At 64.6% G+C, this 17297-nt stretch carries 14 protein-coding genes, 1 tRNA gene and 1 pseudogene; 4 read left to right on the forward strand and 12 right to left on the reverse strand.

The genetic code is table 11. The features are described 5' to 3' along the window. Positions 1 to 791: pseudogene (locus BI327_RS43885) on the forward strand (IS30 family transposase); the annotation flags it as partial. A 10-nt stretch (positions 792 to 801) separates the two neighbouring features. Here the strand turns inward: BI327_RS43885 and BI327_RS37165 are convergent. Further along, entirely contained in the window at positions 802 to 1077 is a 276-nt protein-coding gene (locus BI327_RS37165) for a metal-sensitive transcriptional regulator (RefSeq protein WP_069278880.1), read from the reverse strand. A 65-nt stretch (positions 1078 to 1142) separates the two neighbouring features. Here BI327_RS37165 and BI327_RS37170 point away from each other — a divergent pair, with 65 nt between their 5' ends. Further along, positions 1143 to 3536 carry a heavy metal translocating P-type ATPase gene (locus tag BI327_RS37170; RefSeq protein ID WP_076866411.1) on the forward strand — a complete coding sequence of 798 codons (2394 nt, stop codon included), beginning with the start codon at positions 1143 to 1145 and terminating at the stop codon, positions 3534 to 3536. 198 nt (positions 3537 to 3734) lie between these two features. Here BI327_RS37170 and dapA read toward each other — a convergent pair whose 3' ends face one another. The 3 genes from dapA to trxB all read right to left on the reverse strand — a co-directional run bounded on the left by dapA (position 3735) and on the right by trxB (position 7069). Beyond that, complete coding sequence (dapA, locus tag BI327_RS37175) at positions 3735 to 4652, reverse strand: 4-hydroxy-tetrahydrodipicolinate synthase (RefSeq protein ID WP_076866414.1); 918 nt, start codon at positions 4650 to 4652, stop codon at positions 3735 to 3737. Positions 4653 to 5180: 528 nt separating this feature from the next. Next, a complete protein-coding gene (locus BI327_RS37185; RefSeq protein ID WP_028344089.1) occupies positions 5181 to 6101 on the reverse strand; it encodes a LysR family transcriptional regulator in 921 nt (306 codons plus the stop codon). 2 nt (positions 6102 to 6103) lie between these two features. Beyond that, a complete protein-coding gene (gene trxB / locus BI327_RS37190) occupies positions 6104 to 7069 on the reverse strand; it encodes a thioredoxin-disulfide reductase (RefSeq protein ID WP_076866417.1) in 966 nt (321 codons plus the stop codon). A gap of 281 nt (positions 7070 to 7350) precedes the next feature. Between trxB and BI327_RS37195 the strand changes: the two genes are divergently transcribed. Further along, positions 7351 to 7830 (forward strand): Lrp/AsnC family transcriptional regulator, encoded by a 480-nt coding sequence (locus BI327_RS37195; protein WP_050628849.1) that lies wholly within the window; start codon positions 7351 to 7353, stop codon positions 7828 to 7830. Between the two features lie 129 nt (positions 7831 to 7959). Here BI327_RS37195 and BI327_RS37200 read toward each other — a convergent pair whose 3' ends face one another. From BI327_RS37200 to BI327_RS37215, 5 genes are all read right to left on the reverse strand, one after another. Then, a complete protein-coding gene (locus tag BI327_RS37200) occupies positions 7960 to 8364 on the reverse strand; it encodes a DoxX family protein (protein ID WP_076866419.1) in 405 nt (134 codons plus the stop codon). Between the two features lie 342 nt (positions 8365 to 8706). Continuing rightward, a complete protein-coding gene (gene greA / locus BI327_RS37205; RefSeq protein WP_089025704.1) occupies positions 8707 to 9180 on the reverse strand; it encodes a transcription elongation factor GreA in 474 nt (157 codons plus the stop codon). A gap of 197 nt (positions 9181 to 9377) precedes the next feature. After that, the gene (gene carB, locus BI327_RS37210; protein WP_076866421.1) at positions 9378 to 12842 is read right to left on the reverse strand and encodes a carbamoyl-phosphate synthase large subunit; all 3465 of its coding nucleotides are present in this window, start codon (positions 12840 to 12842) and stop codon (positions 9378 to 9380) included. A gap of 332 nt (positions 12843 to 13174) precedes the next feature. After that, a tRNA-OTHER gene (locus BI327_RS42545) sits at positions 13175 to 13250 on the reverse strand. Between the two features lie 77 nt (positions 13251 to 13327). Further along, the gene (locus BI327_RS37215; RefSeq protein ID WP_076866423.1) at positions 13328 to 14017 is read right to left on the reverse strand and encodes a class I SAM-dependent methyltransferase; all 690 of its coding nucleotides are present in this window, start codon (positions 14015 to 14017) and stop codon (positions 13328 to 13330) included. 126 nt (positions 14018 to 14143) lie between these two features. Between BI327_RS37215 and BI327_RS37220 the strand changes: the two genes are divergently transcribed. Then, a complete protein-coding gene (locus tag BI327_RS37220; protein WP_076866425.1) occupies positions 14144 to 14686 on the forward strand; it encodes a Dps family protein in 543 nt (180 codons plus the stop codon). A gap of 193 nt (positions 14687 to 14879) precedes the next feature. Here the strand turns inward: BI327_RS37220 and BI327_RS37225 are convergent, their stop codons facing one another. The 3 genes from BI327_RS37225 to BI327_RS37235 all read right to left on the reverse strand — a co-directional run bounded on the left by BI327_RS37225 (position 14880) and on the right by BI327_RS37235 (position 17201). Beyond that, a complete protein-coding gene (locus BI327_RS37225) occupies positions 14880 to 15401 on the reverse strand; it encodes a cupin domain-containing protein (protein ID WP_076866427.1) in 522 nt (173 codons plus the stop codon). A gap of 72 nt (positions 15402 to 15473) precedes the next feature. Further along, entirely contained in the window at positions 15474 to 16574 is a 1101-nt protein-coding gene (locus BI327_RS37230) for a mandelate racemase/muconate lactonizing enzyme family protein (RefSeq protein WP_083742376.1), read from the reverse strand. Positions 16575 to 16703: 129 nt separating this feature from the next. Further along, positions 16704 to 17201, reverse strand: a complete 498-nt coding sequence (locus BI327_RS37235) for a PaaI family thioesterase (RefSeq protein ID WP_076866431.1) — start codon at positions 17199 to 17201, stop codon at positions 16704 to 16706. Positions 17202 to 17297: the final 96 nt, after the last annotated feature.

Here is a 17297-nt window from a genome sequence, read left to right on the forward strand (position 1 = left end):
GCCCGGCCTGCGCCGTGCGGTGTTGGAACGTCTTGGCCGCGGCTGGTCGCCCGAGCAGGTCGCCGGCCGGCTGGCTCGCGAGCACGGCCGCAGGGTGATCTCCTATGAGAGCATCTACCGCTTCATCTACGCCCAGCTCATCCGCACCTCGGACTTCAGCTGGCGGCGCTATCTGCCGCGCGGCAAGAGCAGGCGCGGTCGCCGCGGCAAGCGGGGCGGCAGTCCCGCAAGCTTCATTGAGGGCCGTGTTTCGCTGGATCAGCGTCCCATCGAGGTCGCCGATCGCAAGACCCCGGGGGCATTGGGAGGCCGACCTCATGATGTTCTCCAAATACGGTCAGCAGATCCTGGCCGTGCATGAGCGCACCTCCCGCCTGTTGCTCGGCGTCCCCCTCGCAAGCAAGCTCGCCTCCGGCGTCGCGCACCATCTCGTGCGCCTGTTCGAGGTGCTGCCAGAGCCGATCCGCCAGACCGTTACCTTCGACAACGGCACCGAGTTCGCATCTCACCTTTCCCTGCAAAGCCTCTTGATCAAGACGTTCTTCTGCGATCCCCACGCCCCCTGGCAAAAAGGCGGCATCGAGAACGCCATCGGCCGCATGCGCCGCTTCATCCCGCGCAAGACCGACCTCGAGAAGCTGCCGACCCGCCGCCTCCGCAAGTCCATCGCCGCCTACAACAACACCCCGCGCAAATGCCTTGACTTCAGGACCCCCGCAGAGGTCTTTGCTGCTCACGTGTTGCACTTCGAGTGTGAATCCACCTCCCTGCTTTCGCAGGGACGACACTGAATATGGGGCGTTAGCGATCCGCCCGCCCAATCACATCCATCAGCTCGACGATCTTGCGCCGCTGGTCGGCTTTGTCGCCGGACGAGATCGCATGCTCGACGCAATGCGCCACATGATCGCGCAGCACCTCTTCCTCGACGCGGCGTAGCGCCGCGCGCGCCGCGGCGATCTGCGTCACCACGTCGATGCAATAGCGGTCGTCCTCGACCATGGCGGCCAACCCGCGGATCTGACCCTCGATCCGTTTGAGCCGTTTTAAGCAGGATGTCTTGACCTCGTCTCTCATAAGTCTCATATACCCCCCTAGGGTATATAAATCAAGAGGCCGGAATCGCGGCCGGGAAGAGCTTCGTGGCACACGCAACGCACGACCATCCGCACGCGGATCATCACCATCACGGCGCGGCCGCGCATTCCTGCTGTGGCGGCAAGCATGATCACGACACGACGCCGGCTGAAGCGGCGTTCGCGATCGATCCGGTCTGCGGCATGAAGGTCAATCCGGCGACCGCCAAGCACCGCTTCGCCTACAAGGGCGAGGAGTATTTGTTCTGCAGCGGCCGCTGCCGCGAGCGCTTCGAGGCCGAGCCCGAGAAGTATCTCAAGCCGCGCGAGGCGGAGCCGCCGGCGCCTGCCGGCACGATCTACACCTGCCCGATGCACCCCGAGGTGCGCCAGGTCGGTCCCGGCTCTTGCCCGATCTGCGGCATGGCGCTGGAGCCCGAGCAGGTCTCGCTCGACGATGGACCCGACCCAGAGCTGATCGACATGACCAGGCGGTTCTGGATCGGTCTCGCGCTGACGTTACCAGTGTTCGTGCTCGAGATGGGCAGCCATCTCGGGCTGATGCATCTGGTGCCGCAGTCCACCTCGAACTGGATCTCGTTCGTGCTGGCGACGCCGGTGGTGCTGTGGGCCGGCGCGCCGTTCTTCGTGCGCGGCTGGCAGTCGCTGGTCACGCGTAACCTCAACATGTTCACGCTGATCGCGATGGGCACCGGCGTTGCCTATGTCTACAGCGTAATCGCCACGCTGGCGCCGCAACTGTTCCCGCCGGCGTTCCGCGACATGCATGGCGCGGTTGCGGTGTATTTCGAGGCGGCGGCCGTGATCACGGTGCTGGTGCTGCTCGGCCAGGTGCTGGAATTGCGCGCTCGCGCGCAGACCTCGGGCGCGATCCGCGCGCTGCTCGGCCTTGCGCCCAAGACCGCGCGGCGCATCACCGACCTTGGCGACGAGGATATCGACATCGACGCGATCAAGGTCGGCGATCGCCTGCGCGTGCGCCCCGGCGAGAAGGTGCCGGTCGACGGCATCGTCATCGAGGGCAACGCTGTGATCGACGAGTCCATGGTGACTGGTGAAGCGATGCCGGTGACGAAAGCTGAGGGCGCCAGCGTGATCGGCGGCACCGTCAACCAGAGCGGCGGCCTCGTGATGCGCGCCGAAAAGATCGGCCGCGACACCATGCTGTCGCGGATCGTCGACATGGTGGCGAAGGCGCAGCGCTCGCGCGCGCCGATCCAGCGGCTCGCCGATCGCGTCGCGGGCTGGTTCGTGCCCGCGGTGATCGCGGCCGCCGTGCTCGCCTTCATCGCATGGACAATGTTCGGCCCTGAACCGCGCCTGACCTTTGCATTGGTCGCAGCCGTCACCGTGCTGATCATCGCCTGCCCCTGTGCGCTGGGACTGGCGACGCCGATGTCGATCATGGTCGGTGTCGGCCGCGGCGCGCATTCCGGCATCCTGATCCGCGACGCACAGGCGCTGGAGCGGATGGAAGCAATCGATACGCTGGTCATCGACAAGACCGGAACGCTCACCGAAGGCAAGCCGAAGGTCGTGCGCATCATTGCCGCCGAAGGCTTTGACGAGAACGGCGTGCTGCGCCTTGCCGCCAGTGTCGAGCAGGGCAGCGAGCATCCGCTGGCGCACGCGATCATCGCCTCTGCCAGGGAGCGCCAGCTCGCATCATCAGCCGTCAGCAATTTTACCTCGCCCTCCGGCAAGGGCGCGACAGGCACCGTCGAAGGCAAGCAGGTTGCACTCGGCAATTCGGTGCTGATGGCCGAGCAGAGCATTGCGACGGCCGCGCTGGACCAGGCCGCCGAGACCGCGCGGCGGGACGGCGCCACGGCGATCTATATCGCGGTTGATGGCCGCATCGCCGGCGTGATTGCGATCGCCGATCCGGTCAAACCTTCGGCGGCGAGTGCGTTGCAGGCGTTGCGCGGCGAAGCCCTGCGCATCGTGATGCTGACCGGCGACAATGAGACCACCGCGCGCGCGGTGGCGAAGACGCTTGGCATCGACGAGGTCGAGGCCGGCGTGCTGCCGGAGCGCAAGAGCGAGGTGGTGCAGCGGCTGCGCGGCGAGGGCCGCATCGTCGCGATGGCCGGCGATGGCGTCAACGACGCGCCGGCGCTCGCCGCCGCCGATGTCGGCATCGCGATGGGCGGCGGCACCGACGTCGCGATCGAGAGCGCCGGGATCACGCTGCTCACCGGCGACCTGATGGGTCTCGTTCGCGCACGGCGATTGTCGGTCGCGACGATGCGCAACATCCGCCAGAACCTGGCGTTCGCCTTCGTCTACAACGCCGCCGGCGTGCCGATCGCAGCCGGCGTGCTGTATCCGCTGTTCGGCATCCTGCTGTCGCCGATGGTCGGCGCCGCCGCGATGGCGCTGTCCTCGGTCAGCGTGATCGGCAACGCGCTGCGGCTGTCGCGGACGAGGCTGGATTGAACTGCCCTTCACCTCGCCCCGCTTGCGGGGAGAGGTCGGATTGCATCGCAGATGCGATCCGGGTGAGGGGGACTCTCCATGAGTCCATCTTTCACCATCTTCGCGGAAACAGCGCGTCACCCCAGCCCTCTCCCCGCATCCGCCTTCGCCCGAAGGCAGGCTTCGGCGGACAAGACAGCGGGGAGAGGGTGAAGAGAGCTAAGCCGGCAGCAGCAGAAGCTGCGCACGCCGCTCCATCTCGGCATCAAGCCAGGTCGCGAGATCCTCGCTTACCTCGACCATCGGCAGCCGCACCTCGGGGCTGTCGATCAGGCCCTGCCGCCACAGCCAGTGCTTGGCCGGCGCCGGGCTCGGTTCGGCGAACAATAGCCGCGTCAGGCCGGCGACGCTCTGCCAGGCGGCCAGCGCCGCGTCACGCTTGCCTTGCTGCAACAGCGTGCGGATCGAGGCGAAGGTGTTTGTTTCCAGATGTGCCGAGAGCAGGATCGCGCCGTCGGCGCCGTCCGAGAGCGCATCGAATGTCTGCGCGTCCTCGCCGGTCAGCACGCGGAAGCCGGCCGGCCGCCGGTTGAGGAAGTCGATCGACTGAGCGCGGTCGGCGGAGCAATCCTTCATGCCGGCGATGTTCGGATGGTCGGCGAGCGCCAGCAGCGTCTCATTGGTCAGGTTCACTGCCGTGCGATAGGGAATGTTGTAGAGCACGATCGGCCACGACGCGTGATCGGCGAGCGCGTTGAAATGCTGCACCAGCCCGCGCTGCGAGGGTCTGATGTAGTAGGGGCTCGCGATCAGATAACCGTTGATCGGCCAGTCGGCCGTGTCGTCCAGCGCTTCCTTCATCCTGGCGGTGGAGGCGCCGGAGAGCCCGAGGACGACCGGCAAATGGCGGGAGTTGGCAGCGAGCTCGTCGAGCACGACGCTGACCAGCCCCTCCAGTTCGTCAGTGCTGAGCGCCATGCCTTCACCGGAGGTGGCACCGAGGATGAAGCCGTCGACCGGGCCGCTGGCATAGTGCCGCACGAGGCGGCGCAGCGACGTGGCGTCGAGTTCGCCGTCGCGGAACGGCGTGATCAAGGGCAGCCAGAGGCCCTGCAATTGCTGGTGTAGGTTAGTCATGTTCCATCTCCTGGGAAGGCAGAACCGGAGACGGGACCAACAAAAAACCCCGTCCAGGCGGCGGGGTTTCGGGATCGGTTTGAACGCGAAGGTGATCTTATCGCGCGCGATCTCGTGTCCCCGGGAGGGGAGCTTTTTTCGACGAGAGAACGGCGCACGAAGTCGTGATCATGGGATAATGATGCTGCGCTGCGAGGTTGTTGTCAATGCACATGCAGATCGGGGCGTGCGACACGTTTGTGCATGACACAGAGGTGAAAAGACGGAGCGATGAAAAAAAGCCGGGCTCGAATGAGCCCGGCTTAAGGTATTGGCCACGTGAGGCCGACACAATCACCTTCCAAGAGGGATTACTGAACTTCCGCGCCACTGGAGGAGGGGGACATATGCGCGACGCGACCGCTCAGCGTGTCAACACTATGATCCCCATCGACGCCATGCAGCAACTATCCAGGTCGCATGTCAGTCATGCGGAGACCGGGGGCAGCGTGGATAGCCCTATAAACTAGCCCTATAAGGCCGGCTTAATCAGGACGGCCAGCGCTGTGCCTTGCTGACCACGAAGTCGCGGAACACCTGCACCCGGGCCACGGTCTTCAGCTCTTCCGGATAAACGAAGTAGGTGTCGAGCGCGATCGAGTCGGACTCGCCGAACAGCTGCACGAGGTTGTTCTGTTCGACCAGATAGTCCGGCAGCGCGGCGATGCCGAGGCCCTGCTGGCAGGCGCGCACCAACCCCAAGATGTTGTTGACCTTGAAGTAGGGTTCGCGCGGACCGGAGCCGTTGCGGCCGGCATCGATCAGCCAGCTGCGGTTCTGCAGATGCGGCGGCACCTGCGAGTCGCCGAGCATGATGATGCGGTGCGAGTCGAGATCATCGAGCGTCCGCGGCGTGCCGAAGCGCTTGATGTATTCCGGCGAGCAATAGGCGTGGAAGCCGATCGAGAACAGCTTGCGCTGGATCAGGTCCGGCTGGGTCGGCTTGCGGGTGCGGATCGCGACGTCGGCCTCGCGCATCGACAAATCGAGATCCTCGTCGGTGACGATCAGCGAGATCCGGATGTCGGGATACAGCGCGGTGAATTCGTCGAGCCGCGGGATCAGCCAGTTGATGCCGAGCGCCGGCGGGGTCGTGATCTTGAGGTCGCCGCTCGGCCGTTCGCGGCTGTCGGTGAGCTTGGCGCGCGCCGCCTGCAGCTGCATGAACACGTCATGCGCGGTGCGGAACAGGAGGTCGCCCTGTTCGGTGAGGATCAGGCCGCGGGCATGGCGGTGAAACAGCGACACCGAGAGTTCCTGCTCCAGCGCGCTGACCTGGCGGGAGACCGCCGATTGCGACAGGCCAAGCTGCTCGCCGGCATGCGTGAAGCTGCCAGCTTCCGCCGCCGCGTGAAAGACCTTCAGCTTGTCCCAGTCCATGTCCGTAAATCCGTCGCGAGATCGTGCCATGATTATTCCGCCGCTGCGCGATCGCTCGCGCGAAGAGCCAGGAAGCGTTCCGCCTCGAGCGCTGCCATGCAGCCGAGGCCGGCGGCGGTGACCGCCTGCCGGAAGGTCTCATCCGCCACGTCCCCCGCGGCGAACAGGCCGGGCACCGAGGTCGCCGTGGAGTTCGGCGCCACCTCGACATAGCCCGACGGTTTCAGCTTGATCTGGCCTTTGACGAGCTCCGTCGCCGGCGCATGGCCGATCGCGATGAAGACACCGTCGGTCTTGAGGTCCCTCAGCGCGCCGGTCTTGACGTTCTTCAGCCGCACATGGGTGACCTTGTTCGGGTTCTCCGAGCCGCAGATCTCATCGATCGCGGAATCCCACACCACCTTGATCTTGGGATGCTTGAACAGCCGCTCCTGCAGGATACGCTCGGCGCGGAAATGATCGCGGCGGTGCACGATGGTGACCTGGGAGGCGTGGTTGGTCAGGTACAGCGCTTCCTCGACCGCGGTGTTGCCGCCGCCGACCACCACGACTTCCTTGCCGCGGTAGAAGAAGCCGTCGCAGGTCGCGCAGGCCGATACGCCGCCGCCCTGGAATTTCTCTTCCGAGGGAAGTCCGAGCCAGCGCGCCTGGGCGCCGGTGGCGAGGACGACCGTCTCGGCGAGATAGACGTCGCCGGAATCGCAGGTCAGGCGAAACGGCCGCTGGCCGAGTTCCAGTTTGTTGACGAGGTCGGTGACGATCTTGGTCCCAACATGCGCCGCCTGCTTCTCCATCTGCTCCATCAGCCAGGGGCCCTGGATCACGTCGGCGAAGCCCGGATAGTTCTCGACGTCGGTGGTGATGGTGAGCTGGCCGCCCGGCTGGATGCCCTGGATCAGGATCGGCTCGAGCATCGCGCGTGCCGCGTAGATCGCTGCGGTGTAACCGGCGGGGCCGGACCCGATGATGACGACCTTGGCGTGGACAGGCGCGGGCATTAGCTGATCCCTCTCTGCTGGGGACTTTGACGGGGACTTGTGTGGGAAGCACCCCGGAAGCGGGTCACGGCGGTGCTAAAAGTGTCAAATCCAAGTCTAGGATATCTGGGAAGCTATGCAAGATTTGCAATCCATGGCAGCGATTTTTCCCCGGAACTGAAGTCACATTCGCGAAATCATGCGCTGCACGCGCAATAAAATTGCGCAATGCCGGCTGGCTGCGCTATGAGAGTTGCCGGCGAACCAGCCAACCTTCCAAACTCCTAGGGAACTGTAGTCGCGTGTCGAAGAACCTTGACGAGATCGACCTCAAAATCCTCGCCGAGATCCAGGCCGATGGCCGAATCACCAATGTGGAACTCGCCAAACGCGTCGGTATCTCGCCGCCGCCCTGCCTGCGCCGGGTCCGCGCGCTGGAAGAGGAAGGCTACATCCAAGGATACCGCGGCCTGCTCGATCCGCGCCGCCTCGGCTACGACGTCACGGTGTTCGCCTCGGTGCATCTGTCGAGCCAGGCCGACGCCGATCTCCGCGCCTTCGAGAATTTCGTGCGCGCCGAGCCGCTGGTGCGCGAATGCTGGATGCTGTCGGGCGAGGTCGATTTCATCCTCAAATGCGTCGCCCCCGACATGGCGACGTTCCAGGACTTCGTCACCCACCTGACAGCCGCGCCGCACGTGCGCAACGTCAGGACGTCGCTGGTGCTGCACAATTCGAAATACGAAGCCGCGGTGCCGCTGGGCGTGAAGGTAGCGAGCTGAGGCGCCACGCAGCGCCTCGACCGTCATTGCGAGGAGCGAAGCGACGAAGCAATCCATCGCTCCGCATGTGCGGGCAGATGGATTGCTTCGCTTCGCTCGCAATGACGATGTTTGCTACTTCTTGGTTTGCTACCGCTTGCCCATCGCAGCATCGACGCTGATCGGACCCGGACCCGAGGTCGCGAGGTAGAGGCAGGCGAAGCAGAACAGGATCGCCGCGGTGCCGTTGTTGAGCAGCGGCAGGAACACCGGCTCGGCCGGGTTCTTGAACATGTGGCCGAGGAAATAGGCGAACGCCATCTCGCCCGACAGGATGAAGGCGACCAGCCGCGAGAACAGGCCGAGCATCAGCAGCGCACCGAGCACCAGCTCGAGCCAGCCCGCAGCCTGGATCAACGGCGGGATGTTGGCGAAGTACGCGACCACGGGAAACTTGAAGATCTTGGCGACGCCATACTGAAACAGCAGCAATCCGGTGATGAACCGGAACAGGCTCAGCACGGTCGGCTGCCATTTGGAGAACATCTGGTCCATTGTCATTGACCCCCTGTTTGACACACTGGAACGTTGCACGATGCAGAAACACACGGTGTCCGCCACCGGAGTGTGATGTCAACACCTTGCAGCTGGAATCATTCCTCGCGCGATGGCAGTTGCGAGTGAACGCGGCAGTGACACGGTGACGCGCAGCGATGCGTGTTGCGACGCAATCATCAGCCCGAAACTTTGTCCCCGACATGATTATACTGCATAAACATGTCACGGCCTGCCTAGTATGGTGCGCGGAGGCTCACCACTCACATTGCCGTCAAAACGCGGGCATAAAAAAAGCCGCGTGCAAGACGCGGCCTTTTTGCACCAGTCACATCAAGGTAACTACCGCCACTCGACCTTGGTGATCTCGTAGGCCTTGGCGCCGCCAGGCGCCATCACCTCGACGGTGGTGCCCTTCTTCTTGCCGATTAGCGCGCGCGCGAGCGGCGAGGTGATGGAGATGCGGCCCTTCTTGGCGTCGGCCTCGACCTCGCCGACGATCTGCCACACCGCCTTCTTCTCGGTGTCCTCGTCGATCAGCGTTACGGTCGCGCCGAACTTGATGGTGTCGCCGGACAGTTTCGAAATGTCGATGATGTCGGCGCGCGCGAGCTTGTCCTCGAGCTCCGCGATGCGGCCCTCGTTGTGCGACTGCTCTTCCTTGGCCGCGTGATACTCGGCGTTCTCCGAGAGGTCGCCGTGCGAACGCGCTTCCGCGATGTGTTCGATGATGCGCGGACGATCCTCCGACTGGCGTCGCTTCAACTCGTCCGTCAGCGCGGCGTATCCGCCCGCGGTCATCGGAACCTTATCCATCATCTTCGTCCTTCATCCTGCGCGCCCGGCGGCCGTGCAGGAATATCCAGTTCAGCTAACGCAGGAATCAGGACGCACGCGCGCCCGGAAGCCCAGTGATATTCGGCCCCGCTAAGGGCCGTGACAACATCCAATCGCGCGGTGAGTTCCAGCCATTCGGCTAATTGACCGCTTCGGGCCTTCAGCCCGGGCAGCGGTCAGCTTTCGGAAAAGTAACTCTGAAGCGTGCGGACCTCAAGGTCCCCGTCCCGATAGGCCCGGATCCCCCGTGCGGCCGCCACCGCGCCTGAAAGAGTGGTGTAATATGGCACTTTATGCAAGAGGGCAGCCCGCCGCAGCGAGCGGCTGTCGGCCAGCGCCTGCGGACCTTCGGTGGTATTGAAGACCAGCTGGACGTCGCCATTGGTGATGGCGTCGACGATGTGCGGACGGCCTTCGAGCACCTTGTTCACCTTCTCCGTCGGCACGCCATTGTCGCTGAGGTAGCGTTGCGTGCCCGAGGTTGCCATCACCTTGAAGCCGAGCGAGTGCAATAGCCGCACCGCATCCGCGATGCGCATCTTGTCGTCGCCGCGCACCGAGACGAACACCGTGCCTTGCCGCGGCACGCGCGTGCCACCGCCGAGCTGGCTCTTCGCGAACGCGACCTCGAAGGAGCGGTCGATGCCCATCACTTCGCCGGTCGAACGCATCTCCGGTCCGAGCACGGTGTCGACGCCCGGGAAGCGTGCGAACGGGAATACGGATTCCTTCACGCCGACATGGTCGAGCTTCTTCTTCTTCAGCTTGAAGTCGGCGAGCTTCTCGCCGGCCATGATCCGCGCCGCGATCTTGGCGACCGGCGTGCCGATCACCTTGGCGACGAACGGCACCGTGCGGGACGCGCGCGGGTTGACCTCGAGCACGTAGATCTCGCCGTCCTTGATGGCGTATTGCACGTTCATCAGGCCGACGACGTCGAGGCCGAGCGCCAGTTCACGCGTCTGCCGCTCCAGCTCCTCGATGGTCGCCGCGTCGAGCGAATGCGGCGGCAGCGAGCAGGCGGAGTCGCCGGAATGGATGCCGGCTTCCTCGATGTGCTCCATGATGCCGACGATGAAGGTGTCCTTGCCGTCGCAGAGGCAGTCGACGTCGACCTCGGTCGCATCGGACAGATAGCGGTCGAACAGCAGCGGATTCTTGCCGAGCACGGTGTTGATCTGCCCGGTCTTGTCGTTCGGGTAGCGCGCCTTGACGTCGGCGGGCACGAGCTCCGGCAGCGTTCCCAAGAGGTAATCGTTGAGCTGGGTCTCCTCGCGGATGATCTGCATCGCGCGGCCGCCGAGCACGTAGGACGGACGCACCACCAGCGGCAGATCGAGATCGGCGGCGACCAGGCGGGCCTGCTCGACCGAATAGGCGATGCCGTTCTTCGGCTGCTTGAGGCGGAGCTTGTCGAGCACGCGCTTGAAGCGGTCGCGGTCCTCGGCGAGGTCGATCGCGTCGGGCGAGGTGCCGAGGATCGGCACTTCGGCGGCTTCGAGCGCGCGGGCAAGCTTCAGCGGGGTCTGGCCGCCGAACTGCACGATCACGCCGTGCAGCGTGCCGTTCGTGCGCTCGGTCGCGATGATCTCGAGCACGTCCTCGCCGGTGAGCGGTTCGAAATACAGCCGATCGGCAGTATCGTAGTCGGTCGACACCGTCTCCGGATTGCAGTTGACCATGATGGTCTCGTAGCCGGCGTCCTCGAGCGCGAAGCAGGCGTGGCAGCAGCAATAGTCGAACTCGATGCCCTGGCCGATGCGGTTCGGCCCGCCGCCGAGGATGATCACCTTCTTGCGGTCCGACGGCGCGCTCTCGTCGGCGAGCTCGCCGGCGAACGGCCGCTCATAGGTCGAATACATGTAGGCGGTAGGCGAGGCGAACTCCGCCGCGCAGGTGTCGATGCGCTTGAACACCGGGCGCACCCCGAGCGCGTGGCGCTTGGCAGTGACGTCGGCCTCGGTGGTCTCCGTGAGCACGGCGAGCCGCGCATCGGAGAAGCCCATCGCCTTCAGCATCCGCATCGAGAACGCATTCGCCGGCAGGCCGCTGCTGCGGACCTTGTCTTCCATCTCGACGATGCTGCGCAGCTCGGCGAGGAACCAGGGATCGATCTTGCAGGAGTTGAAGATCTCCTCGTTCGACCAGCCGAGCCGCATCGCCTGCGCGACCTGCAGCAGGCGGTTCGGCGTCGGCGTGCCGAGGGCGGCGCGGATCGCATTCTTGTCGTCGCTGCGGCCGAGGCCTTCGATGTCGATCTCGTCGAGGCCGGTCAGCCCGGTCTCGAGCCCGCGCAGCGCCTTCTGCAGGCTCTCCTGGAAGGTACGGCCGATCGCCATCACCTCGCCGACCGACTTCATCGAGGTCGTCAGCGTGGAGGAGGCGCCGGGGAATTTCTCGAACGCGAAGCGCGGGATCTTGGTGACGACGTAGTCGATCGTCGGCTCGAACGAGGCCGGCGTGGCGCCGCCGGTGATGTCGTTGGCGATCTCGTCGAGCGTGTAGCCGATCGCGAGCTTGGCTGCGACCTTGGCGATCGGGAAGCCGGTGGCTTTCGAGGCCAACGCCGAAGAGCGAGAAACGCGCGGGTTCATCTCGATCACGACCATGCGGCCGTCGTCCGGATTGATGCCGAACTGCACGTTGGAGCCGCCGGTCTCCACCCCGATCTCGCGCAGCACCGCAATCGATGCGTCGCGCATGATCTGGTATTCCTTGTCGGTCAGCGTCAGCGCCGGCGCCACCGTGATGGAATCGCCGGTGTGCACGCCCATCGGATCGACGTTCTCGATCGAGCAGATGATGATGCAATTGTCCTTCTTGTCGCGCACCACCTCCATCTCGAACTCTTTCCAGCCGAGAACGGATTCCTCGATCAGCACCTCGTTGGTCGGCGAGGCATCGAGGCCGCGCTCGATGATGTCGAGATATTCTTCCTTGTTGTAGGCGATGCCGCCGCCGGTGCCGCCGAGCGTGAAGGAGGGGCGGATGATCGCGGGCAGGCCGATGTCGGACAGCGCCATCAGAGCCTCGGCCAATGCCTGCTGCTGGTAGCGCTTGCGCCGCTCGTTCTCGCCGGCTTCCCACTTGCGCTCGAACGCTTCGAGCTCGGCGCCGGACAGCTTGGCCTGGTCGGCGAGGTATTTGTCGCGGTCGGACTTCTTCAGCGCCGAGGCGTTGGCGAGCCGCGACCGGGGCGTCTGCAGCCCGATCTTCTCCATGGCGTCGCGGAACAGCTGGCGATCCTCCGCCTTGTCGATCGCGTCCGCCGTGGCGCCGATCATCTCGACGTCGAACTTCTCCAGCGTGCCCTGCTTGCGCAGCGACAGCGCGCAGTTCAGCGCGGTCTGGCCGCCCATGGTCGGCAGCAGCGCGAAGCCGCCGGGCAGGACGTAGCGTTCCTTTTCGATGATCTTGGCGACGATTTCGGGCGTAATCGGCTCGATATAGGTCGCGTCCGCCAGCTCCGGGTCGGTCATGATCGTCGCCGGGTTGGAATTGACCAGGACGATCCGATAGCCCTCTTCCTTCAGCGTCTTGCACGCCTGCGTGCCGGAATAGTCGAATTCGCAGGCTTGGCCGATCACGATGGGACCGGCGCCGATGATCAGGATGGTGGAGATGTCGGTTCTTTTGGGCATCAGCTCTCGCGGACTGGAATTTGGGCACAAAAAAAGGGCGCGCTTCCCGCGCGTCCCTCGAGCCATGCGCTACATTTTGTAGCGCCGGAAGCGCGATCCCTCGCGCGCGGGAGGTCTTTAGACCAGTTTCCGCACCCGCGAAACCCCCAAAAACGCCCAATCAACCGCGATTCTGGGGGAAATCCCTCATTCGATGGATGCCGGGCTTGGGGGCGCTCGGGGGTGGCGGGGAGTGGCCCTGTTGGGGGCCCGGCTTCGTCCTGCGGGCTACGCCGCGGCAGCCTTCGCTACAAGAAGGCTTGCCGAGCCGAAGCTGCGCGAGCAGCGAAGGCTGGAGGCCCGGCCTGGATTTGAACCAGGATAAACAGTGTTGCACCACTGCCGCGTCGAAGCTTCCGCCACCGGGCCGAGCGGATCATTGCTGATTATTTCAGTGCCTGCTACGTTTACTTTTGGTTAACCCTAATTTTTTCTGCAACCTGTGATCAGTGGTGCGCCACGAATGTCATTCGCCACGGATTGTGCCCGATGTTGCGCGGCGCCCGCGAGGCGCTGAACCCCGCGGCAGCGAACTTTGCGATCATCTCGTCCTCGCGGTAGCGCTGCAGCCCGATCCTGGTGCGCAGCTGCCGGTAGTCCGACAGCGCCGTTGAGGCGAGCCCGACCAGCGCATCGCGCAGGAAGCCGTGGGTCGCCGCAAAGCGCAGCAGTGCGATGACGTCCCTGGCCATGCCGACCTCAGGCCGCAGGATATCGCCGAGCACGAAACGGCCGGAGGGTTTCAGCAGGCGGTGGATCACATCGAACGCCGAGTCGAGCTCCTGCGGCGTCATGTATTGCGCCACCGAGTTCATCACCACGAGGTCGATCGAGTCCGCCTGCATGTTCTTCAGTTCATCGAGCGAGCGGACGCGGATCCTGGTGTCGGACGCAAAGCGCGCGACCAGGCGGCCGCGCACGCCGGGCGCCGGCTCCGCCAGATAGAGCTGGGCGCAGGCATTGGCGACCTTCACCGCCGACAGCGCCTCGCCGCAGGCATAATCCAGCACCACGGCGTCGGGCGAGGGGATGTATCCGATGATGTCGTTGGCGATGACCTGGAAATGCAGGTCGCGGTGCAGCTTGCTCGCATAGATCGTATGCGTGGAATCGTAATAATCGATCCATTCATCCATCGCGTTTTGTATCCGGCAGAACGGGTTCCTGACTTCCAGGAACAGGTGGGCTGATGATGCGTTAGCGGTCCGGCGGCCAATGTTCAATGCGCCGAAATACGGGGGTTCCTAACAGGAAGGTTTACCGTGAGCAAAGCCAAGATTGACGCCAACAGGACGGACAAGATCTCGCCCGATCTCGACACGCCGAGCGACCTGCCGCAGGCTGCGGTGGATACGATCTCGACCTCGCTCAACACGCTTCTGGCAGACGCCTTTGCGCTCTACCTGAAGACCAAGAATTTTCACTGGCACGTCAGCGGCCGGCATTTCCATGATTACCATCTGTTGTTGGACGAGCAGTCGGACGCGATCTTTGCGACCACCGACCAGCTTGCCGAGCGGGTGCGCAAGCTCGGCGGCGCGACGCTGCGGTCGATCGGCGACATCGCCAAGCATCAAACCATCAAGGACAATGACGAGGGCTATGTCCCGCCGCGCGAAATGCTGCGCGAGCTGATGGAGGACAACAAGCACATGGCGGCTGCGATGCGCAAGGCGCACAAGCTCGCCGACGACCACGAGGATTCCGGCACCGCCGGCCTGCTCGAAACCTTCATCGACGAAACCGAGCGCCGCACCTGGTTCCTGTTCGAGGCCAGTCGCCAGGAAGGCAGCAACGCGGCCTGATATTCACCCTTTCCCCTTGTGGGAAAGGGTGGCGCAATCGAGCGGAGCGAGATGAAGCCGGGTGAGGGGTCTCTATCCGCGGAGATAGACCCCTCATCCGGCTCGCATCTGTCGATGCGAGCCATCTTCTCCCACAAGGGGAGAAGGGAAGGGGCGCCGGGGCACGAGCCAACTCCTGGCGCTACTCCAATCCCTACCGCTTCCACAGCCGCACCAGCGGCCCGCCCTTGCCCAGCACCGGATCGGTCGCGGGGATCGCCACCAGCGGGATCGTCTTCAGCGCCCGCGCGTGGTTCTCCGGCGTCGGCCGTTGCAGGTCCATCGGCGGGCCCGGCGGATAGGCGCCGACCACGCTGAAATCGCCGCTCGCCGACAGGCATTGATGCCCGGTGCCGGCCGGCAGGATCGCGACGTCGCCGGCTGCGATCTCGAGCGCACGCCCATGCTCGCCGCCGAACTGCACGCGCGCGCTGCCGCGGGCGACGCCCAGCACCTCGTGCACGGTGGCGTGGTAATGCGCGAAGTCGTAGACGCCGTTGCGCCACATCGCGCCCCAGCCGTTCTTGCCGAACAGCTGCTCGATCGTCGCCTCGGGATTGCTGCCGACGTCGACCACGGCCTTGTAGACCAGGAACGGCATCGGATTGTTCGGCACCAGACCGTCGTCCTGAAAGACGAGGGCCTGGGGTTCGGCATCGGTGCTGACGACCGGCATGGTGGCGCTCCAGCGTCGTGAGGGGCCGTGATGTCAGGATAGATCAAACCATCGATCCGGAAACCGTTCCCGCTAGATCTTGAACTTCAAGACGTCGTCCTTGAATTTGAGCCCGTGCCCCGGCCGCTCCGGCGCGGTGATCATGCCGTTGGCGATCTCTGGCGGGTCGACCCAGAGGTCGTCGATCAGGGCCATGTTCTCGCACCAGATGCCATTCGGGATCGAGGCCAAAAGGTGCACATTGAGCTCGGGAAACAGGTGCGGCGCGATGGTGATGCCGAACGTGTCTGCGAGTGCTGCGATCTTGCGCAAATCGGTCATGCCGCCGCGCATCGGGTCGGGTTGCAGGATCGGCAGGCAGGGATTGAGGAAGAACGGCCGCAGATCGTAGCGCGTGAAATGCGTCTCGCCGCCGACGACGCGCATGTCGAGCGCGGCCGCGATGCGCTGGTAGCCGGCGAAATCATCGGCCGGTACCGGCTCCTCGAGCCAGTAGATGCCGTACTTCTCGAACTTGCGTCCCATCTCGATCGCGACATCGGCGCTCCAGCCCATGTTGACGTCGATCATGATGTCGATGTCCGGCCCGAGCGCCTCGCGCATGCGGCGCACGTTGTCGAGGTCCTGCGCCGGCGTATGGACATGCGCGACCTGCATCTTGATCGCCTTGTAGCCCTGTTTGACGAAATGCAGCGCCTTCTCGATCATTCCGTCGCCGCCGGCGCCGCGGAAGCAGCCGGAGCCATAGACCGGGATTTCCGAGCGATAGTGCCCCCACAGCCGATGCAGCGGCAGGCCGGCGCGCTTTCCCACCGCGTCCCACAGCGCGATGTCGAGCGCCGACATCGCCATCGCGGCGATGCCGCCGCGGCCATAGGTCATCGTCGCGGTCCAGAGATCGCGCCAGATCGCCTCGATCGCGGTGGCGTCCTTGCCGATGACGCGCGGAATGATGCACTCGTCGAGACAGGCCGCGATCGACTGCATCCCCGGGCGGAACACGAACAGATAGCCCATGCCGGTGATGCCGCCTGCGGTCTCGACGTCGCAGATCAGGATGTCGCGCGTGGCGCCCAGTGCTGCGCCTTTCAGCCAGGGATCGTCGGCCCAGGGCAGTCGCAGCATCGTCACGCGGATGTCGCGGATGGTCATGTCTGAATGGGCTGACGTCATCGGGCGTTTCCTCAATTCCGGGCCGGATCATGTTTGCCTGATCTCGGACAGGGGAAACTCAATCACAGAGCGCGGGCGACGATCCAGCGCGCTTCGTCATGCCTCCAATGCGCGAAGACGTGATTGCCTTCAGGAATTCCTAGGCAGCTCGAACACCAGGCAGGTGGTGGTGGCATGCGCGACGAGCTTGCCCTTGCCGTCGGTGATGCGTGCCTCGGCGGTCGCAACCCGGCGGCCGGCGTTGAGGACCTGGCCCTCGGTGCGGATCGTGCCGGTGTCCTGGCTCATGCCGCGGACGAAGGAGATCTTGAACTCCAGCGTCGTGTAGCCAAAACCCTTCGGTAGCGTGGTCTGCACCGCTAGCCCCATCGCGGAGTCCAAGAGGATCGCGGCGTAGCCGCCATGCACCGAGCCGATCGGGTTGTAATGGCGCAGGCCGGGGACGCTGTGGATCACCACATGGCCGGTCTCGGCGGTGCAGTCGAACGGCTCGACCGTCTCCATGATCGGCGGCTCCGGCAGGGTGCGGGCGAAGATGCCGCGCACGAAATCGAGCCCCGGCATCGACGCCATCACCTCCAGCGAGGAGACGCCGTAGGTGGGTTGTGGGGCGGCGCTGTCGGTCATTGGAAAATCTCCGTCATTGCGAGCGGAGCGAAGCAATCCATCGCTCCATGCGAGGATAGATGGATTGCTTCGTCGCTGCGCTCCTCGCAATGACGG

Origin of the sequence: Bradyrhizobium mercantei (assembly GCF_001982635.1) — a bacterium.
GTDB lineage: Bacteria > Pseudomonadota > Alphaproteobacteria > Rhizobiales > Xanthobacteraceae > Bradyrhizobium > Bradyrhizobium mercantei.